Origin of the sequence: Xylophilus sp., assembly GCA_009914555.1 — a bacterium.
In the GTDB taxonomy this organism is placed as follows: Bacteria; Pseudomonadota; Gammaproteobacteria; order Burkholderiales; family Burkholderiaceae_C; genus WNDY01.
Window position 1 is genome coordinate 1 of sequence record WNDY01000067.1, and the last position, 19998, is coordinate 19998.

General features: G+C 68.4%; 22 protein-coding genes and 2 pseudogenes. 21 read left to right on the forward strand and 3 right to left on the reverse strand.

The window, feature by feature from the left end:
• The 3 genes from GAK38_RS20425 to hxsA all read left to right on the forward strand — a co-directional run.
• Nucleotides 1-258 (forward strand): IS3 family transposase (locus tag GAK38_RS20425; protein WP_291776025.1); only part of this gene is annotated, 258 nt, incomplete at its 5' end.
• A gap of 197 nt (nt 259-455) precedes the next feature.
• Entirely contained in the window at nt 456-1589 is a 1134-nt protein-coding gene (hxsC, locus tag GAK38_RS20430; protein ID WP_325346782.1) for a His-Xaa-Ser system radical SAM maturase HxsC, read from the forward strand.
• Nucleotides 1586-2251 carry a His-Xaa-Ser repeat protein HxsA gene (gene hxsA, locus GAK38_RS20435; protein WP_325346783.1) on the forward strand — a complete coding sequence of 222 codons (666 nt, stop codon included), beginning with the start codon at nt 1586-1588 and terminating at the stop codon, nt 2249-2251. Before hxsC ends, hxsA begins: the two co-directional genes overlap by 4 nt.
• 69 nt (nt 2252-2320) lie before the next feature.
• On the opposite strand, the gene xseB is transcribed toward hxsA, so the two are convergent.
• Both xseB and xseA read right to left on the reverse strand, forming a co-directional pair.
• On the reverse strand, nt 2321-2662 hold the full coding sequence (xseB, locus tag GAK38_RS20440; RefSeq protein ID WP_325346784.1) for an exodeoxyribonuclease VII small subunit: 342 nt from the start codon (nt 2660-2662) through the stop codon (nt 2321-2323).
• Nucleotides 2659-4377: an exodeoxyribonuclease VII large subunit gene (gene xseA, locus GAK38_RS20445; RefSeq protein WP_325346785.1), complete on the reverse strand. Its 1719-nt coding sequence runs from the start codon at nt 4375-4377 to the stop codon at nt 2659-2661. The genes xseB and xseA overlap by 4 nt, the downstream gene beginning before the upstream one ends.
• Nucleotides 4378-4711: 334 nt before the next feature.
• Between xseA and GAK38_RS20450 the strand changes: the two genes are divergently transcribed.
• The 9 genes and pseudogenes from GAK38_RS20450 (at nt 4712) to GAK38_RS20490 (ending at nt 12353) form a co-directional block, all read left to right on the forward strand.
• Complete coding sequence (locus GAK38_RS20450) at nt 4712-4939, forward strand: hypothetical protein (RefSeq protein WP_325346786.1); 228 nt, start codon at nt 4712-4714, stop codon at nt 4937-4939.
• Entirely contained in the window at nt 4936-5154 is a 219-nt protein-coding gene (locus GAK38_RS20455; RefSeq protein WP_325346787.1) for a hypothetical protein, read from the forward strand. Before GAK38_RS20450 ends, GAK38_RS20455 begins: the two co-directional genes overlap by 4 nt.
• A gap of 325 nt (nt 5155-5479) precedes the next feature.
• Nucleotides 5480-6016 carry a JAB domain-containing protein gene (locus GAK38_RS20460; RefSeq protein ID WP_325346788.1) on the forward strand — a complete coding sequence of 179 codons (537 nt, stop codon included), beginning with the start codon at nt 5480-5482 and terminating at the stop codon, nt 6014-6016.
• A 39-nt stretch (nt 6017-6055) separates the two neighbouring features.
• A pseudogene (locus GAK38_RS20465) lies at nt 6056-6352 on the forward strand (ATPase); the annotation flags it as partial.
• A 568-nt stretch (nt 6353-6920) separates the two neighbouring features.
• A complete protein-coding gene (locus tag GAK38_RS20470; protein ID WP_325346789.1) occupies nt 6921-7748 on the forward strand; it encodes a DUF932 domain-containing protein in 828 nt (275 codons plus the stop codon).
• A gap of 103 nt (nt 7749-7851) precedes the next feature.
• The gene (locus tag GAK38_RS20475) at nt 7852-9825 is read left to right on the forward strand and encodes a ParB/RepB/Spo0J family partition protein (RefSeq protein ID WP_325346790.1); all 1974 of its coding nucleotides are present in this window, start codon (nt 7852-7854) and stop codon (nt 9823-9825) included.
• Between the two features lie 212 nt (nt 9826-10037).
• Entirely contained in the window at nt 10038-10487 is a 450-nt protein-coding gene (locus GAK38_RS20480) for a thioesterase family protein (protein ID WP_325346791.1), read from the forward strand.
• Nucleotides 10488-11059: 572 nt separating this feature from the next.
• Complete coding sequence (locus tag GAK38_RS20485; protein WP_325346792.1) at nt 11060-11365, forward strand: DUF736 domain-containing protein; 306 nt, start codon at nt 11060-11062, stop codon at nt 11363-11365.
• 640 nt (nt 11366-12005) lie between these two features.
• Nucleotides 12006-12353, forward strand: a complete 348-nt coding sequence (locus tag GAK38_RS20490; RefSeq protein ID WP_325346793.1) for a DUF2958 domain-containing protein — start codon at nt 12006-12008, stop codon at nt 12351-12353.
• A gap of 42 nt (nt 12354-12395) precedes the next feature.
• On the opposite strand, the gene GAK38_RS20495 is transcribed toward GAK38_RS20490, so the two are convergent.
• Nucleotides 12396-12683, reverse strand: coding sequence for a helix-turn-helix domain-containing protein (locus GAK38_RS20495; protein WP_325346794.1), 288 nt, complete (start codon nt 12681-12683; stop codon nt 12396-12398).
• A gap of 234 nt (nt 12684-12917) precedes the next feature.
• Between GAK38_RS20495 and GAK38_RS20500 the strand changes: the two genes are divergently transcribed.
• The 9 genes and pseudogenes from GAK38_RS20500 to GAK38_RS20540 form a co-directional block, all read left to right on the forward strand.
• Nucleotides 12918-13265, forward strand: coding sequence for a DUF2958 domain-containing protein (locus tag GAK38_RS20500; RefSeq protein WP_325346795.1), 348 nt, complete (start codon nt 12918-12920; stop codon nt 13263-13265).
• 197 nt (nt 13266-13462) lie between these two features.
• Nucleotides 13463-14278 carry a DUF2285 domain-containing protein gene (locus tag GAK38_RS20505; protein WP_325346796.1) on the forward strand — a complete coding sequence of 272 codons (816 nt, stop codon included), beginning with the start codon at nt 13463-13465 and terminating at the stop codon, nt 14276-14278.
• 100 nt (nt 14279-14378) lie between these two features.
• Nucleotides 14379-14702 carry a helix-turn-helix domain-containing protein gene (locus tag GAK38_RS20510; RefSeq protein WP_325346797.1) on the forward strand — a complete coding sequence of 108 codons (324 nt, stop codon included), beginning with the start codon at nt 14379-14381 and terminating at the stop codon, nt 14700-14702.
• Nucleotides 14703-14723: 21 nt separating this feature from the next.
• Complete coding sequence (locus tag GAK38_RS20515) at nt 14724-15605, forward strand: replication initiator protein A (RefSeq protein WP_325346798.1); 882 nt, start codon at nt 14724-14726, stop codon at nt 15603-15605.
• A gap of 289 nt (nt 15606-15894) precedes the next feature.
• Entirely contained in the window at nt 15895-16536 is a 642-nt protein-coding gene (parA, locus tag GAK38_RS20520) for a ParA family partition ATPase (RefSeq protein ID WP_325346799.1), read from the forward strand.
• A gap of 14 nt (nt 16537-16550) precedes the next feature.
• The gene (locus GAK38_RS20525) at nt 16551-16796 is read left to right on the forward strand and encodes a chromosome partitioning protein ParB (RefSeq protein ID WP_325346801.1); all 246 of its coding nucleotides are present in this window, start codon (nt 16551-16553) and stop codon (nt 16794-16796) included.
• Nucleotides 16793-17326, forward strand: a complete 534-nt coding sequence (locus tag GAK38_RS20530; protein WP_443089253.1) for a DUF2840 domain-containing protein — start codon at nt 16793-16795, stop codon at nt 17324-17326. Before GAK38_RS20525 ends, GAK38_RS20530 begins: the two co-directional genes overlap by 4 nt.
• Complete coding sequence (locus tag GAK38_RS20535) at nt 17323-17859, forward strand: S26 family signal peptidase (protein WP_325346800.1); 537 nt, start codon at nt 17323-17325, stop codon at nt 17857-17859. The genes GAK38_RS20530 and GAK38_RS20535 overlap by 4 nt, the downstream gene beginning before the upstream one ends.
• A gap of 340 nt (nt 17860-18199) precedes the next feature.
• Nucleotides 18200-19822: pseudogene (locus GAK38_RS20540) on the forward strand (relaxase/mobilization nuclease domain-containing protein); the annotation flags it as partial.
• Between the last annotated feature and the right edge of the window lie 176 nt (nt 19823-19998).

Here is a 19998-nt window from a genome sequence, read left to right on the forward strand (position 1 = left end):
GAGCACCGCGCCCTGTTGGAGCAATACGCTTTGATCGCCAGCATGAGTGCCAGAGGCAACTGCTACGACAACGCAGCAATGGAGAGTTGGAACCACAGTCTGAAGGTCGAGGCCATCCATGGTGAACACCTCGCCACACGGGAGCAGGCCAAGGCTCATGTGTTTGACTACATTGAGGTTGACTACAATCGGATCCGGCTGCACTCGACCCTGGGCTACCTCAGCCCAGAGCAGTACGAGCTGGCCAATGTCGCTTAGATAGGTGTCCGTAAATCAGGGGCAAGATCAGTCGCTTAGATAGGTGTCCGTAAATCAGGGGCAAGATCAGACACCGAGCATTGCCAGCGTCACATGGGCCTGTTCGATGCCATGTTCGTGGCGCTCCGTACGGCGGATGAGGACTTGCTGGACCTGTTCCACCAGTGGGCACGCCCGACTACGGAGGAGGTGGTCTGATGCGCAAGATCAAGGCCACGTTCCAGCCCGGATGCGAAGCGCGTGTGCATCGGGTGGTGGGCTATGCCGAGATCGCAGCCGAATGGACGCCCGAGCTTCGATTTCTGGTGAGGGTGCGGTCGCCAGAGGAAAGGGCTGGCGTCGAAGGGCTGCAAAGCGCGGCGCTCACCAACATCGCCTGGGTCGAGAGTGCGGAGCTTCACGATGGGGACGTCGTGGTGCCGCATCCCGAGAAGGGCGAGGCCATCGTGCTGCTGTGGGAATCGGACACGCACCACGCGTTGTTCATGACCAACCGGTGCAACAGCTACTGCTTGATGTGCTCGCAGCCGCCCACGCCCGGAGATGACAGCTGGCTGGTGGAGGAGGCCGTCGATGCCATTCGCCATCTGCGCCATTCGCCGGAGGTGCTCGGGTTGACCGGTGGCGAGCCTCTGCTGCTGGGGGTGGGACTTCGGCGGGTGCTAGATGCCGTCGCCGAACACCATCCGCGGGCCCGGGTGGAGGTGCTAACCAACGGGCGGCTGTTTGCCGATCCGCAGGTGGTCTCGACGATCCTGGACGGATTGTCCGTACCGGTCCGGTGGCTGGTTCCGCTCTACGGCCACGCCGACTTCGTGCATGACTTCGTGGTGCAGGCGCATGGCGCCTTTCACGAAACGCTGGCTGGGCTGCTGGCGCTTCAAGCACATCGTCAGGACATCCAGCTTCGCGTGGTGTTGATCGAGCCTGTGTTGCAGGTGCTGCCGGAGCTGGCAGGCTTCATTGGCCGCAACCTGCCTTTCGTGCGCGAGGTGGCCTTGATGGGGTGTGAACCGATCGGATTCGCGTTGGCCAACCGCGAATTGTGCGAGGTGGATCTGAGCGCATGGGGCGATACGCTGGAGCAGGTGGCGCGCGTGCTGCGGCGCCACGCGATTCCTCATCTATTCATGAATGCGCCGCTTTGTGCGCTGCCAAGGCCGCTGTGGCCGGTCGCCCATCGGAGCATCTCCGATTGGAAGAACGTCTATGCCAGCGAATGCGACCGCTGCGCCGTGAAGGCCGAATGCGCGGGGCTGTTCGCATGGCACGAGAAGGGCTGGAAGCCCGCCCCATTGAAAACCATCGAGACAGGCGAAGTCATCGCATGAGCAAGTTCATCCGCAATCTCTCGCTGTTCGTTGCTGGTCTTCCCTTGCTGACCACAAAGAGCCTGTCGACGGTCCCCGGCCCCAAGGCGGAAATCGAACCGCTGGATGCTACCGGGGCCGTCCCCCTGCGGCCATTGAACCTGGAGGCCGACAACCTGTTTGCGGGCCATCGCTCCCATTCCAGCCATCGTTCCCATTCTAGTCACAGCTCGCACTACTCGGGCTCCGGAGGTGGCAGTTCGAGCTATCGTGCGCCCGCCTACGTGGCGCCGAGTCCGGCTCCCGCTCCGTCCTATGTGGCGCCAGCGCCAGCGCCGGCACCCATGCCTTCACGCGCCACGCCGCTCTATGAACCAGCTACAGGGACCGCGACCAATCGACTCGCGGAGCCCGGGACTACTGCACGGCCCGGGCAGACCGTCCCCGGAGGCTCGGCGGCTGCACGGGAGGAGCTAACCCATCCGGAAAAGCTGCGTCTCCAGATCATGCGAGTGCAGATCAAGCTCAGGGGGCTGGGGCTGTACGACGGACAGGTGGATGGGGTAATGAACGAAGGCACGCGCCAGGCGCTGCGTTACTTCCAGGACCTCAAAGGTTTGCAGAAGACCGGCACGATGACGACGCCCACGCTCAACGCGATGGGCATACCGGCAGTCAATTAGCGCCTGGATGCCTTGCTCGTGGATCGGGGCAGGTATGCATCCTTCCTCATGGCCATTGCCGATGAGACGCTAGAACGGGATGTCGTCGTCCATGTCGTCGAATGAGGCAGCCGGAGGGGCTGCCTGGCGAGCGGCACTACGCGTTTTCGCAGGGGCGGGGCTTGCCGCCTGCGGTGTTGCCGCTGCAGGTGATGGAGTGGTTTCTACGCCTGCACCATCCAGGGCGGCCTTCAGCGCTTCCTCAACTGCATCGATGCGCTGCTTGCAGACTTTGTAGGCACTGACCGATTCAGTGACGATGGTCAGCAGGTCGTCAATGTTGGGTTCGTCCTGCGTACGCAGCGTCTCGGCATGGCGTTGCAGCACGCCGTACGCTTCCCTGAAACTCGTTGTCATGGGCTTGTCTTTCATGTCTTGCCGTCCGGTCGGGCGTTGATCCGGCCGTCCCTGAACTGGATGTCGATGATGTTGAGTTCCTGGGCTTGGGCCGTGTTGGTGACGGGGTGGCCGTCGGGGGCGCGGACGATGGCGAAGCCGCGGCCGAGCGTCTTGTCCGGACCCTGGCCCGTCACTTCGCGCATGAGGGCCTCGGTGCCGGTCCTGGCCCGTTGCACCGATCCCTGAGCGCGTTCTGCCAGGCGCTGCATCTGGTCGTCCACGGATTGCCGCGTGGTGCGCACTGTGGTACCGCCATGGGCCAGGATGGCCTGGAAGTCCAGGCTTGCGTTGCTGCGCGCGTCGCCGACCTGTTGCTGCGAGCGCACACGGATGTCGTTCATGAGCGCGGGCACCTGCTGCCGCGCCGAGGACAGATGCCGCGCTGCTTCGGTTTGGGTCTGGTGGAGCAGGGTGGTGCTGCGCACGCCGGCGTCATTGATCTGGCGCGTGGCGCCGGCCTGCACCTGGTGCAGGGCTTCGGCACTGAACTGTCGGGCACGGCTCAGATGGGTCTTGGCGTCGGCTCGGACCTGGGCGTCGCGGCGTTCGACATCGGCCTTCGTGTACTGGGCGAAGCGCGCAGCGGTGGCGAAGACTTCCTGGGCGGCCGTCTCAGCCTCGCGCACGCGCCGCAGGATGTGCTGCTCGATGCCGGCGATCACCTTGCTCGGGGTGTCGAAGCGGGTGTGGGCCACTTCGTCGGGCAGCGTGTTGTCGCGTTCATGGCCGATGCCGGTGAAGACCGGAATGTCCTGGTCGCAGAGGAAGCGGACCAGGTCGTAGTCGTTGAGCCAGGCCAGATCGTTGACGGCGCCGCCGCCGCGGATGAGCGCGATGGCATCGGGCGGATTGGCCTTGTCGAACTGTTCGAGGGCGGTTGCCATGGCCGAAACGATCTCGCGCGCTGCCCCTTCGCCCTGGAAGCGGCTATGGGCATAGACGAAGCCGCAGATGCCGAAGCGTTCCAGCCGCTCGGCTTCCTTGCGGAAGTCGCCCAGGCCGGCGCCGTCCTCGGGGGCGATCACAACGATGGTGCGGTAATCCCAGGGCGGTGCGAGGCGGCGGTTATGGTCGAAGACGCCTTCCTTCTGCAGCCGATCCCGGATTTCCTTCTTGCGGGCTTCGAGGTCGCCCAGCGTGTAGTCGGGATCGATGGCATCGATCTCCAGGCTGAAACCGTACTGGGCGTTGAAGACCGGCCGTGCACGCAGCAGCAGCTTGATGCCGGCGCCGATGACCGCGCCAGTGGCCTTCTCGAACTCGGGCAGGATGCGCGAGGCCGTGGAACTCCAGATGACGCCGCGGGCCTTGGCGATGGGCTGACCGCTGCCGTCGCGCTCGGAAAGTTCCAGGTAGACGTGGCCGCGTGCGCGGGCCTCGACGACCTCGACCAGGGTCCAGACGCCCTTGGCGAAGGCCTGGGAGACGGCCTCGGCCACGCCGCCCAGCAGACGGGAGAGCGAGATGCCTTTGGGGGAGGTGAGGGCGATTGCGCCGTCGGTGCTCGGGAGGACGAGTTCGCCTGAAGAGGAGGGCGCGGTGATTGGTGCGGGCAACCATTGGGCGAAGGCCGTCAGGTCTCGGCCATCCTCGACGTACCAGCGCTTGACCGCGCCGTCGAAGCGCGCGCCGAGCGACTTGGCGGCGTCCTTCTGGGCGAAGGGGACGTTCAGGTAGTGCCGGGACATGGGTTGCAATCGTTTCCTGTGCCGAGGAATTGTTGCAGACGGCCCTGCGATCCCGGTCCTTTCGGTGCGTATGCAGACGTTCGGCTGGGTTCAGTGTGCGGCCGCTAGCCAGTTCTTTGCGGTGGTGGCGATGATGCGCGCGGCTTGCTGCTGAATGTCGGCCTGGAACCCGGGTGCTGGAAAATGGGGGGCGACCGGCTTGCGAGCGAGTTTCGACGCTTGGACTGTGATCGGAAGGACGATTGCTGAGTTGAACATGCTGTCTCCCTGGTGATTTTTTGGGGACGACAGATTCTACAGAAAACACTGGTTATAAAAACAGTATTATGTGCTTATGGCCGAGTTGACCGCTCAATGGATTGCGCAATGCACGAACCGCCTGCAGCTGCGTCAGCACACGCTGGATCGGATGCAGTGGGAGGAGGCGGCCATCGAGTTGTGGCGAGAGGCGCGCTGGCCAGGAATGGCGCCTGCGCCGGCAGCCGGTGAATGGCTGCAGCCTGTGGATGCCGCAGTCGGTACCGCTTCGGCCGGCGGCGTGATGGAGGCCGCAGTTACGTGACGGAGCTTGAGCGTCTTTCCGATGACGAACTGATGGAACTCGCCCGGCAGTGGCGGCTGGAGGCACTGCGCGGAAACAGGAATGCGCGTGGGTATGCGCATGTCTACGAGGTTGAGCATCGTCGGCGTGCAGGTCAGACGGTGGTTCCCAGCAGGCCATTGGATCTGACGCCATTGGCCGTCATTGCATCGAAGCCCTGGTGGCGTTTCTGGTGATGGCCATGTGCTGTGCATCTCCCGGCTACGCCGGGCCGCGCTGTACGTGCTGCGCATCGAGCCCCTGCAGGTCTCGACCCTTCGGCTTCCATCGCTGATGCCTGCGCGGCAGGGCCGCTGCGCGCTGCGCTTGCTCATTGGGGCAGGTGATGCGGCGGGTGGGGCTGGCTTGCTGTTCTCTTCAGGGTGTCACACCGTTCTCGCGTTCAAGGCCTGCGCGCACGCCGTGCGCTTGCGTCCTTCGGCCGTCTTGGAGCCTTGAGCGCTGCGCTGCGGCGTGCCGGTTCCGGTCTCGGGCAATCCCGCTCGATCACTGGAGCCGACGATGTCGCACGATCTCTTCTCTTCCCTCGATTCCTTCGCTGCTGTTTCCGGCGTGGCCACTGCATTGCTGGTGCGCGATGTGGCGGGAGAGTACCGGCCAGCTGATGCCGACGAGGTGCTGCTGGCAGCGCAGCAGGTGCTGGCAGGCAAGGTGCGGGGAGCCGATGTGCTGTCGTCGCCGGCGGTGGTGCGGGACTTCCTGCGGGCGCGGTTGGGCGCGCTGCCGCACGAGGTCTTCGCGGTCATCCATGTCGATGCGCAGCATCGGGTGATCGACTACGTGGAGATGTTTCGCGGGACGCTGACGCAGACCTCGGTCTATCCGCGGGAGGTGGTCAAAGACTCGATCCTGAAGGGCAGCTCGGCGGTGCTGCTGGTGCACAACCATCCCTCGGGAGAGGCAGAGCCTTCCCGGGCAGATGAAGTGTTGACGCAGACCTTGAAGCAGGCCCTGGGGCTGGTCGATGTCCGGGTGCTGGACCACCTGATCGTGGCCGGGGCAAGGGTGCTGAGCTTTGCCGAGCGCGGGCTGATCTGATGTAAAGCCCCCATGCAAAGGGCCTTCGGGCCCTTTGCCCTTCGCGCGACCATGGAGCGTTACACGGCGACGGGCTGGGGCCTGTGCGCCGAACATCAAAAGCTGGCCGACGAGGGCTTCGTCGCGCTGGTCGAATGCGATCCGCAGCGCAGCGGTTCGCCGGGTGGTCGCCCGAAGCCCGAGCAGGCCTATCGCACGGGCCTGCTGGCGCACATCAAGCGCCACGTGTTCGCGCAGGTGTTCAACGTGCCGATCGAGGCCAACCAAGCTTGCGTCTTCGTCGAGCCGGGCGTCATCGAGCAGCTGCAGGCGATGGTGCCGCCGGCGTCGAGCTGATCGCTCACTGGGCCGTCACGCGCCGCGCCCGCTCGCTGCGGGCGCGGCGCTTTTTCTTTGCTGCGCCTCATGCCGGGGGACTTCGGCCCTGGCGGGCCTGCGCGCTGCGCTTGCCTCCAGGGGATCGGCCATGCGGCCCATCCCCGCCGCGCTGCGCTCGGCGCCCCTTCGAGACCGCCGAACAGGTTGCGCCTGATCGGCCTACGCGCCTGGCGGCGCTGCGCGCTTCGCTTGCGTGGTGCCGGCGCCGACATCGACCGTTGCCGCGCTCGCCGTCTTTCCTGAGCCCATCACCTTGTCCGCGACTGTAGCCCGCGACCGGCGTCCGTCAAGGCGCGCCGGGCCGTGTCCTCGCTTCGCTGCGGGCCGCCCCAACACCCGGCGCTTCTTCCTTGACGGCCACCGGCCGCGGTCTCCCTTTTGTCGCGGGCGATGAACTCAGGAAAGACGGTGGCAACCAGGCCGCACTGGGTCTTCGCGCCGACCCCACCGGGGAGTCCGAAGAGGGCTCCGAATCTAGGAATCCGGTGGGGGTTGTTCAACAGCCAACTTCCATTGGAGAAAGACCATGCAACTCGCATCCCGCTTCGCACCGCACTCGCCGGTGTTGCGTTCGGAACATCCCTTGTCGGATGAGCAGATCAGGACGGTGGCCCCGTCCATCTTCGCGCAGGCCCCGCACGGCAGCCGCTCCCACCGCTACAGCTACATCCCCACCGCCACGGTGCTGCACAAGCTGCGCGGCGAAGGCTTCCAGCCCTTCATGGTGTGCCAGACCCGCGTGCGGCAGGAAGGGCGGCGCGACTTCACCAAGCACATGCTGCGGTTGCGCCACGCCAGCCAGATCAACGGCCGCGAGGCCAACGAAATCATCCTGCTGAACTCGCACGACGGCACCAGCAGCTACCAGATGCTGGCCGGAATGCTCCGCTTCGTGTGCATGAACGGTCTCGTCTGCGGCGACACCGCGGCGGACGTGCGCGTGCCCCACAAGGGCGACGTGGCGGACCACGTGATCGAGGGCGCTTATGAGGTGCTGGAAAGCTTCGGACAGGCCCAGGCTTCGCGCGATGCCATGCGCGCCATCACGCTGGACGGCGGCGAGGCCGAAGTGTTCGCGCGTGCCGCGCTGACCCTCAAGTACGACGATCCCGCCAAGCCCGCGCCCATCACCGAAGCGCAGGTGCTGGCCCCGCGCCGCGTCGACGACAACCGCCCCGACCTGTGGAGCGTGTTCAACCGCACGCAGGAGAACTTGACCCGGGGCGGCCTGCCCGCGCGCACGGCCAACGGCCGCCGCCAGCACACGCGGCCCGTGCAGGGCATCGACCAGAACCTGCGCCTGAACCGCGCGCTGTGGCTGCTCGCCGATGGCATGCAGCGCCTGAAGGCCTGAACCCCGCCCGAACCCCACGCGGAGGGGCTTTCACGCCAACACGGCCCCTCCGTTTCTTCCCTCCGTTGGCACGTCCTTTCCTTCATTCATCAGGAGTTTCATCATGAATGCCGCTACGCTTCCCGAAACCACTGCCGTCGCCGTCGCGCTTGAAGTGGCCGACCCCGCGCGCAATCTGATTCTGGTTCCGCTCTCGCGGCTGCTGCCGCGCCGCTCCAAGCGCAACGCGCGCACGACGCCGCGCCTGTCCATCCCCGAACTGGCCGCCAGCATTTCCCGCCTGGGCCTGCTGCAAAACCTCATCGTCATCCTGGCGCCTGACGGCGAGCAGTACGAAGTGGTGGCCGGCGACCGCCGCCTGACCGCCTTGAAGCTGCTGGCGAAGCGCAAGCGCATTGCCGCCGATCACGAAGTGCCTTGCCTGCTGGTGGCTGATGCCTCGGCCCGCACCGTGAGCTTGGCCGAGAACCTGCTGCGCGAGCAGATGCACCCCGCCGACCAGTTCGAGGCGTTTGCCGTGCTGGTCAAGGAAGGCCGCCCCGTCGAGGACATTGCTGCCGACTTCGGCGTCACGCCGCTGGTGGTCCACAGGCGTCTTCGACTCGCCAACGTCTCGCCTCGCCTGCTGAGGGACTACCGCGCCGAGGCCGTGACCCTCGAGCAACTGATGGCCGTCGCCATCACCGACGACCATAAGGCGCAGGAAGCGGCCTTCTATGACTCACCGCAGTGGCAGCGCGATCCGGAGTCGCTGCGCGATCACCTGACCCGCGAGGAAATCGACGCGGGCCGCGACCCGGTGGCGCGCTTCGTCGGAGTGGAAGCCTACGAGCAGGCGGGCGGTCGCATGCGCCGCGACCTGTTCGCGGACGAGCACAGCGGCGTGTTCCTGGCCGATGCCGCACTGCTGGACGCGCTGGCCCGCGACCGGCTCGCGGCGGTGGTCGAAGAGGTGCGCGCCGAGGGTTGGGGCTGGGTGGACGTGGCCCCGCGTGCCATCTACGCCGACCTGCACCGCTTCCAGCGCGTGCGCCCCTCGCGGCGCGAGCCCGGCAAGGCCGACGCCAAGCGCATCGCCAAGCTGGAAGCCGAGCAGGCCAAGCTGCAGGAGCGGCTGGACGAGGACGAGGCCATCGGCGACGACGAGGCGCAGGCGCTGCAGGATGCGATGGACGCGATCGGCAACGACCTGGACGCCATCGAGCGCAAGCTGCTTGTCTACCCGGTGGGCGTGGTGCCGATGGCCGGGGCCGTGGTGTCGCTCGATTCGGAAGGCGCGGTGGTGGTGCATCGCGGGCTGCTGCGCGAGGACGAGGCCAAGGCGCTGCGCGCGCAGCAGCGTGGTGCGGAGGCCGACGACGATGCGGGCAAGGCCGGCACGCAGGAACAGGAACGGCCTTCGGACGAACCGCCTGCGCTGACGATTTCCGAGAAGCTGGCGCGCCGCCTGTCGGCGCACCGCACCGCCGCCTTGCAGGCCGAAGTCGCACGGCATCCGCAGGTCGCGCTGGTGGCCGTGGTGCACCGGCTCGCGCAGCGCATCGTGCTGGACGGCTACCACGGCTCGCCGCTGAACATCAGCGCCGACTCGCAGGACCGGCTGGAGCAGCACGCGCCAGACGTGGCCGAGGCACCGGCTGCCACGGGCATGCGCCAAGTGCGCGAGGCGTGGGCGCAGCGGCTGCCAGAGGATTCGGAGGCGTTGTTCGCCGAGCTGCTGGCAATGCCTGAATCCGAGTTGCTGTCGCTGCTGGCCCAGGCCGTGGGGCTGGACATGGGCCAGTGGTGGGCGCCGACCGCTGCGGGCTACTTCGAGCACGTGTCCAAGGCCAAGGCGCTGGAAGCGGTGCAGGCGTTCGCACCGGCCGAAGTTCACCGGCTCGGCAAGCTCAAGAAGGCGCAGATCGCCGCCGAGGCCGAACGGCTGGCCGCTGGCAGCGGCTGGCTGCCCGCGATGTTCCGCGCGCCGGAGGGCGTGATGGAAGCCGCCGCGGCGCAGGCCGAGGCACAGGAGGATGCGGCGGTGCCCGCTGAGGACAACGCCGACGAGGCGCAGGAAGTGGTCGAAGCCGCTTGACGCGACCAGCCCCGGCCGGCCTCGCGGGTCGGCCGGGGCTGGTGAAATCAGCGCGACGCGCGCGGCAGGTGTGCCGCGCGCGTTTTCACATCCAGGCCGGGCCGCAAACCCGCTGCAGCGCGCCAGTGCCCGCCGCAGCGGGTTTGCGGCCCGGCCACTGCACGGGAGCATCGGTGGATCGGAGGCCTTCGTCCTCTCGCCACTACGCACCCATGAACCATGAAGCAGTCAGCGCGGTCTTCTTCGAGGAGTCCTACATTGTTCCGGTCGATCAGACGGCGCGCTCGCTTTTCTCGCGGCTGCCGCACGGCCGCGACTACGCGGAGCAGCTGATCGAATGCTTGGCCACGGGCTACCTGGTCGCAGTCATCGAGTCCGTGTGCATCCGCGAGGTCCAGCAGCTCACGGACGCCGAAGCGGAAGTGGTGGTCGGGCGGTCCATCCGGATCGACCACCTGGGGCCGATCCCGCCGGGCTCGCCGCTGCGGCTGCGCGGATGGGTCGAGCGCCTGAGCGACCGCAGCGTCACCTTCCGCGTGCGCGCCCACGATGCGCATGAAGTCGTCTGCGAAGCCGTGGTCACGCTGGTGGCGACATCGCGCGAGACCATCGAGTCGCGCATCACGGCCAAGGTCGCCGCGCTGCGCGAGCCGGCGCCCTGAGCATGCCGGGTGGCGCGCGCCGGCGTGTGCCTCCCCGTCGCGGGCCGCCCGTCCAGATGCGGTTGCGGCACGTCCGGTCCCGACGCCTGCAGCGGCCTTCGATGATGCCGGGCCGGGTTCTCATGCCGTGGCCGATCCGTCGTGCTCTTCCACGCCGCGCCGAAGCTGCTGGCGACGATGCAAGGGAGCGGCTCGCTCGCGTTGGGGACCCACCGTGACGGCGGTGGAGGTGCGCACTGTGCCGGCGGTGTTCGCGGGGCGGTGCATCGGCCATGGCCCCTTGCGGTGGCAGTCGCGCCCAGGGCGGCCTTGGCTTGTCGTGAATCCTGGCGATGCACGGGCTTCATGGCAGCAACCGTCCGGCCCGAACAAATTTCCCCGCTCCCTCCACTGCGTTGCGGCAGCTCCTCGCGCAACAAATTTCTTCGGGCACTCCCGGTCCTCCACGCTGTTGCGGCCCCTTCGCTCCGCTGCGCTGCTCTGCGGGGTGCTGCCCGCCCGTGCCTCGCCCTTCGGATCACCGACAAGGCCGCGATGGGCGCGACCAGTCAACCACCGCAAGGAGTTTCATTATGGCCAACATCGGCACCTTCACCGCTCAGAACAACGGCTTCACCGGCACCGTCCGCACCTTGACGCTCAACGTCAAGGTCAAGTTCGTTCCCAACGACAAGGAGAGCGAGAACGCTCCCGACTACCGCATCGTCGCCGGCAGCTTCGAGATCGGCGCGGCGTGGAAGAAGGTGAGCCGCGCGGATCGGCCCTACCTGTCGGTGACGCTCGATGACCCGTCGTTCCCGGCGACCATCTACGCTCGCCTGGTCGAGGCCGAGGACGGCACGCACAACCTGATCTGGTCGCGCAGCAAGGGCGACTGACGCCGTCCACCCCGGCGCCCCGCCTCCCGGCGGGGCGCTGGCACGTCTGCCGGCACTTCAGCCTGGCCGCGACCTCGGCCGGGATGGGCGACGCGCCGGTCGCGTCGTATCGGCGGCTTTCCGTAAAAGCGGCTTCGTGGTTTTGTCGTTGCAGGGGAAGTCGCTTTTGATTCTTCGAGGTTTCGGGCTTGCACGTGGAATCCCCAATGCGTGTTCGTGCTTGCGTGGTTTCGGAAAAAGGCGGATTCGTTCGTTCGTGTCTTTCAACGAGTGCGGCTTCGAGGGTTCGTGCTTCTGCACGGATGCGTGAATCCGGGCGTCCCCCGGCGATGCCGGGTCGCGCTGTCGTGCTTCGCATCGAGCCGTCCTTCGCTGCGCTACGGGCGTCTCGCCCCTTCGGGCTTCCATCGCTGACGCGCTCGCGCGGCGCGCGAGCCAAGGCGGGCAGGGATGGGGTGGTGGTAGCAGAGCTGGCTTGCGGGTCCGCCCAACGTACCACGCCGGTCTCGCCATCAAGGTCTGCGCGTGCTGCGCACGCTTGCGGCCTGCGGCCGTCTGCCGAACCCTGACGGCTGCGCTGCGCCGTGTTTCTCCGCGGTCCCGGGCAATCCCGCCCGGCATTCCTTCCAAGGAGAAGACCATGACCGAACTCATCACCGACGACCAACGCACCGTCTTGCTGGCCAACGGCCGGCGATCGCTGGACGAGAAGGGCTTCGACCCCGCTCCGGTGGTCAAGCTATTCACGCCCGACGCCGGCGCGACCTGGCTGCTGACGGCGATCGACCCCGATTCGCCGGACCATGCCTACGGCCTGTGCGACCTGGGCTTGGGCTGTCCTGAAACGGGCTGGGTGAGCCTGGCCGAGCTGGTGGCCTTGCGCGGCCCGCTCGGACTGCCGGTCGAGCGCGACCTCTACTTCCGGGCCGAGAGGCGCCTGAGCAGCTACGCGCGAGAAGCGCACCAGGCCGGGCGCATCGTGACGTAGCAGGCCAGTCAGGGCGCCGCCCGCGGCGCCCTGTGGGCACGTTCAATCCTTGGCGATTGCCTGCAGATCGGCCAGTTCGCGCTGCACGCGAGCCAGGAGCTTGTCCGTCCCCTTGGCGTCGAGGCCGTAGGTCAAGGCCAGCAGCGTCAGTGGATGCACCTGCATGATCTCGCACAGCTCGTCCACCTTGCTGAGCGTCGGGTTCTTCAAGCCCCGTTCGAGCGAACTCATGTACGTGCGGCTCGATACCTCCGAAAACGCTTCCTGGCTCAGGCCACGGGCTTTTCGGAGGGTTCGCAGAGCAGTTGGAAACGAGTTCTTCGGAATCATCAATGGACTTGGGACAAGTCCAAGATGACATCGCATGGACACCTATAGGGCTACAATCTATAGGATTCATTTTCCGGGTTCACCCGGTTGCAATCCCGTTGGCCCGCTTTATGCTGACCCCTGAATCCAGCACATGATGGTCCGCACAACACCTCTTCCGGCGACTGCGACACGCCCGCGGCGGCTTCCCATTGCGCTCATTCCTGGCGGTTGCTCCGTCCGGAGAGGGTGCCGGTGACCGCGCTCATCACCGAGGAGCAGCGCCGCGAGCTGCTCGAGAACGGCAATGCCGCGGTCAACGGGGGACAAGCCGACCCGTGGCCGGTGGTCAAGCTGTTCACCCCCGACGCGCACGCCACCTGGCTGCTTGTGCAGCTCGATCCGCGCGACGAGGACACGGCCTACGGCCTGTGCGACCTCGGCGTGGGCGTCCCCCGCCTGGACCACGTGCGCCTGTCGGACCTTCAGAGCATCCGCGGCCCGCGCAACCTGCCGGTGGCGCGCGACACGCACTTCGTGCCGAAGCGCCCGCTGTCGGAATACGTCCGCCGCGCCGAGGCAGACGGGTCGATCAACGACTGACGCGGGCGGCTCCGGGCGAAGCGGGGCCGCAGACGGTTCGAGGGGTGTGCCCTCGTATCATGGAGGTCGCGGCGCAAGGGCGGCCGCACGCGGCCTCGCCTGCGATTTCAATTCCAACGTCCAACACCGAGACAAGCACGCTACCGCACGGATCGGATTGCTGCCCGTGGCGCCACCTTCGAGCAAGGAGTTTCGACATGGGTGCACGTGCGAACGATTGGCGTCCGGCCGCAGCGTATCTCTATGCGCTGACGCTGGACGGTCCGGCGCTGGCCTGGGAGTACCTGCGGCGCCATCCGCGCTACCGCGCCGTCTATGACCGGCACGCGCGTGGCAGCGACGAGGAAGCCGGCCATGCCGCAGCCTGGGGCCTGCGCCTGCTCGAAGACCCGGCGCGCGATGCGCGCCAGGCGCAGCCGGCCTGGCTGCCCGATCCCGATGGCCTGCCGCAACTCCTCCCCGATGCGGCCGCTGCGCTCGATGCGCCGGTCTTCGGGTTGTGGCGCATGCCCGGGCGCAAGCAGCTCGCGCATGACGGGCAGCGCCTGCTGCTGACCGCCTACCGCCCGGAGGGCACGCTACGCGCCGTGTTCTCGCCTTCGCTCGAACACGGCATGGCCTATGCCCACGGCCTGGCGGCCGGGCCTCGGCTGCGCGAGCGCTGGCGCGCCGCGACCGCCACGATGGAGCGCATCGACGCCTACTACGGCCGCGAGACCGCACGGCCGGGCACCCATGCGCAGGTCCATGCGCACGCGCACGGGCGTCCCGACCGCATCGCGCTGCTGCACATGCGCAGCCTGCAGACACTGGACGGACTGGCCGCCGGCGCCACGCACCGCGAGATTGCGCAGGCGCTGTTCGGCGCAGCCGAGGTGGCCGAACGCTGGCACGACCTGGGCGAGCTGCGCGCCCAGGTGCGCCGGCTGGCGCGCCGCGGCCAGGCGCTCGTCGATGGCGGCTACCGGCGCCTACTGCAGATGGAACCCTCCAGGCACGGACGTTCCGGCTGACGCGCGAACGTCCGTCCCCAGGACGCCGGGCTTTTCTGAGACTGCCTCCAACCGGCGGCGCTTCGCCTGCCGGCGACCAGCACCGACGGAGGCCCATTCCATGAGACCCGCTTCGCTGCGGCCGCAGGCCGCACCCTCATCGACGTCCGAGCCTGCGCAGGCCAGCGCGGCGGCCACGGCGCAGCCGGACTACCTCACCAACGACGAGGCTGCCTCCTTCCTGCGGCTGTCGCCGCGGACGCTGGAGAAGCACCGCGTGATCGGCGGCGGGCCGCGTTTTCGCAAGTTCGGGCGACGTGTGATGTACGCCCGGTCCGACCTCAAGGCCTGGGCGGATGCCCGCAGCTTCGAGGCCACCTGCGACCCCGAGTACGTGCAACTGCGCACCGAACGCCACGCGCTCCGCCGCGACGGCGGGCGCTGATGGTCATGGACGCCGCAACCCATGGCCGCCCCGCGCGACCCGCAGCGCGAGCAGCTCGAACTGTTCCACGCCATGCCGGGCGAGATGCCGGCGCGCGACGTGCAGGACTCGATGGCCTACCCGTTCTTCTCGCTGGCCAAGAGCCGGCGCACGGTGCCGATCGACTTCCGCGCGGGGCCCGTGACGGTGCGGGTGGAGGGCACGGCCGAGCACGGCATCGCCACGATCTGGGACGCCGACATCCTGATCTGGGCAGCCAGCCAGATCATCGAGGCCCGCGACGCCGGCCTGCGCAGCTCGCGGCTGATGGCCGCGACCCCGCACGAGATCCTGCGCTTCGTGGGCCGCGGCACGTCGCTGCGCGACTACCAGCGCCTGAAGGCCGCGCTCGACCGCTTGCAGTCCACCAGCGTGGCCACCTCCATCCGCCAGGCCAACGCGCGGCGGCTGCACCGCTTCTCGTGGATCAACGAGTGGAAGGAGCGCGCGGACGGGCAGGGCAGGCCGCTGGGCATCGAGCTGATCCTGCCCGACTGGTTCTACGCCGGGGTGATGGACGACAGCCTGGTGCTCACCATCGACGCGAACTACTTCCGTCTGTCGGGCGGCATCGAGCGCTGGCTGTATCGCCTGGTGCGCAAGCACGCGGGATGGCAGCCGGAGGGCTGGCGCTTCGACTTCATGCACCTGCACCGCAAGTCCGGCAGTCTGGCCCGCTTCGCGGACTTCGCCTGCGACCTGCGGCGCATCGTCGCGCGCCAGCCCTTGCCGGGCTATGCGCTTGCCATCCTGCGCTCGCGGCGCGGTCCGGAGGTTCTGGCCTTCCGTCCCGTGCCGTCCACGGCACCGCTTCGCCCGGGCGGCAGTTTCGGCGACGGTGCGTGGCCTGTGGACAGCCGGTGAACGGGCTCGTGCTATCAGGCGTGCTGCCGCTCGTGCTATCAGGCGCAGCGGACTCGTGCTATCAGGCGTGCGGATGGTCGAAAAGTCTTTGCACCTCGCGGACTTGCGAGCCTCCTAACGTATCTAACGTATTTAATAAAAACCTAACGATAGAAGAGGGCCGCGCGCTGTGGAAAAGCCTGCATCGCGCACGGCACGCAACCGGCACGCACTCGGCGCAGGTGCGCCCGAGGCTCGCCAGGAAGAAGGCGGAAGACCGGTCTGCCAACAGGCCTGCCAGGAGCGCGCCATGATCATCGCGCTGCTCAACCAGAAAGGCGGGGTCGGGAAGACGACGCTCGCTACGCATCTGGCCGGCGAGCTGGCCCTGCTTGGCAAGAACGTCCTTCTGCTCGATGCCGACCCGCAAGGCTCGGCATTGGACTGGACGCAGCGGCGCAGCCAGAGCGGCCTGCCGCGCCTGTTCGGCGCCGTCGGCCTGGCGCGCGAGACGCTGCACCAGGAAGCGCCCGAACTCGCACGCCGCGCTGACCACGTCGTCATCGACGGGCCGCCGCGCATCGCTGCTCTTGCGCGTTCCGCGCTGCTCGCCGCCGACCTCGTGCTGATCCCGGTGCAGCCCAGCCCCTACGACGTGTGGGCCAGTGCGGAGATGGTCTCATTGATCCGCGAGGCGCAGATGTTCCGGCCGGCGCTGCGCGCGGCCTTCGTCATCAACCGGCGCGTCAGCACCACTGTGATCGGCCGCGAGGCGCGCGGTGCGCTGGCCGACCAGCCGCTGCTCGCGTTGTCGGCGGAGGTGCGACAGCGCATCGCCTTCGCCGATAGCGTGGCCGCCGGCCGGCTGGTGCGAGAGATCGATGACGACGGACCGGCCGCGCGCGAGATCGCCGCGCTCGCCGCCGAGGTGCTGCGGAGCAGCCGGCCGTGAAGAACGGCAAGCGCATGCAGCGCGTGCCGATTGGCGCACGGCCGCAGGCCAATCCGCAGGCCGAGGCATGGATACGCGCCGGCGACGGCAACGACCTCGCCGCGCTCGCGCGCGCCGAGGTCTACACCGCACGCCTGACGCTGGACGTGACGCCAGCGCTGCGCGGGCGCATCAAGGTCGCGGCGTTCTCGCAGGGCATCACCGTGGCCGACATGCTGCGCGCGCTGCTGGAGCGCGAATTCCCGGAGCAGCGGCCATGAACGTATCGCCTTCGATCTTTCCGATGCCGGCGGCCGCGCAGGTAATCGTGCCATCGGACGTGCCGCGCGACACGCTGTTAACGCGCGTCTCGCTCGCCTATGTCGAGCGCCGCATCAACCTCTACCTGCGCTTCGGAAGGCCGCTGAGCGAGCTGCGCTTGGACCGTTGGCGGCGCTGCGCCGGCTTTGCGCCGGGCGCGGTTTTCTGCCGCGTGCGCTGGGAGTCCAACGACTACGGCACGACGCGCTGGCAGCTCATGGTGCTGCAGGCCCGCACGCCGGGCGAGCGCATGCAGCGCATCGCCGGCATCCGGCCTGGCGCGCATCAGCTGCTGTGCGCCGAAGGCGAAGCTGCGGTGCAGGCCGTGCTGCAGCGGATCGACGCCATCGAGACGCTTGCCATCGACCCGGCCGATACCGCGCCCGCGTACTGGCACACGCTCGGCAACCGCCTCGCTTCCCGCCAGCCGCTGCCAGCCTACGGCGCCGAGCGGCATGCAGCCTGGCTGCGCGGGGAGGCCCTGCGATGAACCGGCGTACGCCCCGCCTCGTTCTCGCGCTGTGCGCAGCCCTCGGCATCGCAGCGCTCGCCGGACCTGTGATTCGCGCGCCCGCTGCGCGCTGGGTCTACAACCCTAGCGACAGCGTGCCGCGCGGCTGGTATCGCATCGAATCGGCGGGCACGGTGGCTGACGCGCTGCACGTCGGCGATATCGTGCTGGCCCGCCTGCCGGCCGAGGTAGCCGCGCTCGCTGGGCTGCGCGGCTACCTGCCCGAGCGCGTCCCGCTGCTCAAGCGCATCGGCGCGATCGCGCCGCAGCGGGTGTGTCTCGCGCAGCGCACCGTCTACGTCGAAGACGTGCCGGTGGCGCTCGCGCGCGAGGCCGACGGCTTGGGCCGCGGCCTGCCGCTGTGGTCGCACTGCCGCGCGCTGCGCGACGGCGAGCTGTTCCTGCTCAGCGCGACGAACCCGGCATCGTTCGACAGCCGGTACTTCGGTCCCATCGACGCGGCGGCCGTGCTCGGCCGCGCGCAGCCGATGTGGACCTGGGGTGCGCGATGACTGCTGCCCGCATTGCATCGGCGCTGCCGATCCAGATGCAGCCGACATGCACGCGCCTCACCGCGCCGCCTGCGGCTGGCGCGCCTCGTCCGTGCATACGATCGCCGCCCGACCGTCGGGGCCAGTCGCGCCAGCGATCGCCAGAACTCGGGAGACGGGCGGAGGGCAAGATAGAAGGGCGCGGCACGTGCGGGTGCCTCGGGCCTTGTCTGCACGGGGGTTGGCGCGGCACGGCCTGGGACCGGCCGCGTGCCGCGAGCGGCGGGAAATGCGCGTCGGCGCTCGCATTCTTGCGTGCCGCCTGCGCCGGGATGCGCTCGGCTGCGCCGGAGCCTGCGCGATGACATCGCGCGACGATGACCGCTTTCGCGTCCGCCCGGGGCCGCCGAAGGCGCGCCAGCCCAGTGGCGGCCAGCGCTTCGTCAGCCGTGTGCTGCGCGAGGCGAACAAGGCCGGCGCGAAGCCTTCGACCAAGTCCTCGCGCGGCAGTGCGCGCAGCGCCGCCAAGCTCGGGCGAGGCCACGTCGCGGCGCAGACCGCCGGCCGGAAGCTCGGCCCCCGCGCGCGCCGCGTCGTCATCAAGGCCCGCTACGTGGTGCTCAAGCAGGCTGGTGCACGCTCGGTGGAAACGCACCTGCGCTACATCGAGCGCGAGGGCGTGGACCGCGACGGCGGCAAAGGCCACGCCTACGGCCTGACGACCGACCACGCGGACCCGGCCGGGTTCGAGGAACGCGGTCGCGGCGACCGCCACCAGTTCCGCTTCATCGTCTCGCCCGAGGACGCGCAGCAGCTCGAAGACCTGCGCGGCTATACGCGACACCTGATGACGCGCATGGAGGGCGACCTGGGCAGCTCGCTCGACTGGGTGGCCGTCGATCACTGGAACACCGACAACCCGCACACGCACATCGTCCTGCGCGGGCGCGACCAGACCGGCCACGACCTTATCATCGCCCGCGACTACATCGCCCATGGCATGCGGCTGCGCGCCAGCGAACTGGCGACCGAATGGCTCGGGCCGCGCACCGAGCGCGAGATCCGCGACGGCCTGCTGCGCGAGGTGGACCAGGAGCGCTGGACCAGCCTGGACCGCGGCCTGCAGCAGTGGGCGCAGCAATCCCGTGATGGCGTGGTGGAACTGGCGGCGAACGCCGACGCGGCGCGCCAGCCGCGCACGCTGCTGATCGGCCGGCTGCAGCGGCTCACCGTCATGGGCCTGGCCGAGCCGGACGGCATCAACCGCTGGCGCCTGAGGCCCGACATCGAACCCACGCTGCGCGCGATGGGAGAGCGCGGGGACATCGTGCGGACCATGCAGCACGCACTTGGGTCGCAGCAGCGCGAGATGGCGGTGTTCACGCCGGGCGATAGGGCGCCACCCGTGGTCGGCCGTGTGGTCGGCAAGGGCCTGGCTGACGAGCTGCAGGAGCGCGGCTACCTCGTGCTCGACGGCATCGACGGCCGGGCGCATTACGTCGCGCTGCCGGCCGGCACCGAACTCGAACAGTTTCCGGCCGGGGCCGTGGTCGAAGCGCGCAGCGCGGCCGAGGGGCGCGCGGTGGACAAGACCATCGCCGGGCTCGCCGACGGGGGCCTGTACCGCACCGACCACCATCTCGCACTGCTGCGGGCGGAGCCCGGGCGCGGCGATCCGCAAGAGATCGTGGCTGCGCACGTGCGCCGGCTCGAAGCGCTGCGCCGCGCCGGCCTGGTCGAGCGCGTCGCCGAGGGGGCATGGCGCGTGCCAGCCGACCTGCCCGAGCGGGCGCGCCAGCACGACGCGCAGCGCCTGGCCGGCGGCAGCGTGACGCTGCAGTCGCACCTGCCGATCGAGCGGCAGGCGCGCGTGATCGGTGCGACCTGGCTGGACCGGCAACTGATCGGCGGTGCGGCCGGCGTCGCCGACAAGGGCTTCGGCAGCGAGCTGCGCGAGGCGCTGCGCCAGCGCAGCGACTTCCTAACAGGCTGCTGAAATACTTCACTCAAGCGTCCCCCCTCGGTGGATCTGGCGCGTTGTCTTTGCAGACCCACGAAACTCTTTGCGATGCGCGGCGCTGACACATTCACCGAAGGCTTGTTCACGATGCGAAGGTTGGACGACTTCGTTCCCGCCGACCATCCCTTGCGCCGCATCCG

Bases quoted from the DNA above. Each gene is read 5' to 3' on its own strand.
- hxsC (WP_325346782.1), top strand. From the start codon at position 456: ATGCGCAAGATCAAGGCCACGTTCCAGCCCGGATGCGAAGCGCGTGTG.
- hxsA (WP_325346783.1), top strand. From the start codon at position 1,586: ATGAGCAAGTTCATCCGCAATCTCTCGCTGTTCGTTGCTGGTCTTCCC.
- xseB (WP_325346784.1), bottom strand. From the start codon at position 2,662: ATGAAAGACAAGCCCATGACAACGAGTTTCAGGGAAGCGTACGGCGTG.
- xseA (WP_325346785.1), bottom strand. From the start codon at position 4,377: ATGTCCCGGCACTACCTGAACGTCCCCTTCGCCCAGAAGGACGCCGCC.
- GAK38_RS20450 (WP_325346786.1), top strand. From the start codon at position 4,712: ATGGCCGAGTTGACCGCTCAATGGATTGCGCAATGCACGAACCGCCTG.
- GAK38_RS20460 (WP_325346788.1), top strand. From the start codon at position 5,480: ATGTCGCACGATCTCTTCTCTTCCCTCGATTCCTTCGCTGCTGTTTCC.
- GAK38_RS20470 (WP_325346789.1), top strand. From the start codon at position 6,921: ATGCAACTCGCATCCCGCTTCGCACCGCACTCGCCGGTGTTGCGTTCG.
- GAK38_RS20475 (WP_325346790.1), top strand. From the start codon at position 7,852: ATGAATGCCGCTACGCTTCCCGAAACCACTGCCGTCGCCGTCGCGCTT.
- GAK38_RS20480 (WP_325346791.1), top strand. From the start codon at position 10,038: ATGAACCATGAAGCAGTCAGCGCGGTCTTCTTCGAGGAGTCCTACATT.
- GAK38_RS20485 (WP_325346792.1), top strand. From the start codon at position 11,060: ATGGCCAACATCGGCACCTTCACCGCTCAGAACAACGGCTTCACCGGC.
- GAK38_RS20490 (WP_325346793.1), top strand. From the start codon at position 12,006: ATGACCGAACTCATCACCGACGACCAACGCACCGTCTTGCTGGCCAAC.
- GAK38_RS20495 (WP_325346794.1), bottom strand. From the start codon at position 12,683: ATGATTCCGAAGAACTCGTTTCCAACTGCTCTGCGAACCCTCCGAAAA.
- GAK38_RS20505 (WP_325346796.1), top strand. From the start codon at position 13,463: ATGGGTGCACGTGCGAACGATTGGCGTCCGGCCGCAGCGTATCTCTAT.
- GAK38_RS20510 (WP_325346797.1), top strand. From the start codon at position 14,379: ATGAGACCCGCTTCGCTGCGGCCGCAGGCCGCACCCTCATCGACGTCC.
- GAK38_RS20515 (WP_325346798.1), top strand. From the start codon at position 14,724: ATGGCCGCCCCGCGCGACCCGCAGCGCGAGCAGCTCGAACTGTTCCAC.
- parA (WP_325346799.1), top strand. From the start codon at position 15,895: ATGATCATCGCGCTGCTCAACCAGAAAGGCGGGGTCGGGAAGACGACG.
- GAK38_RS20525 (WP_325346801.1), top strand. From the start codon at position 16,551: ATGCAGCGCGTGCCGATTGGCGCACGGCCGCAGGCCAATCCGCAGGCC.
- GAK38_RS20530 (WP_443089253.1), top strand. From the start codon at position 16,793: ATGAACGTATCGCCTTCGATCTTTCCGATGCCGGCGGCCGCGCAGGTA.
- GAK38_RS20535 (WP_325346800.1), top strand. From the start codon at position 17,323: ATGAACCGGCGTACGCCCCGCCTCGTTCTCGCGCTGTGCGCAGCCCTC.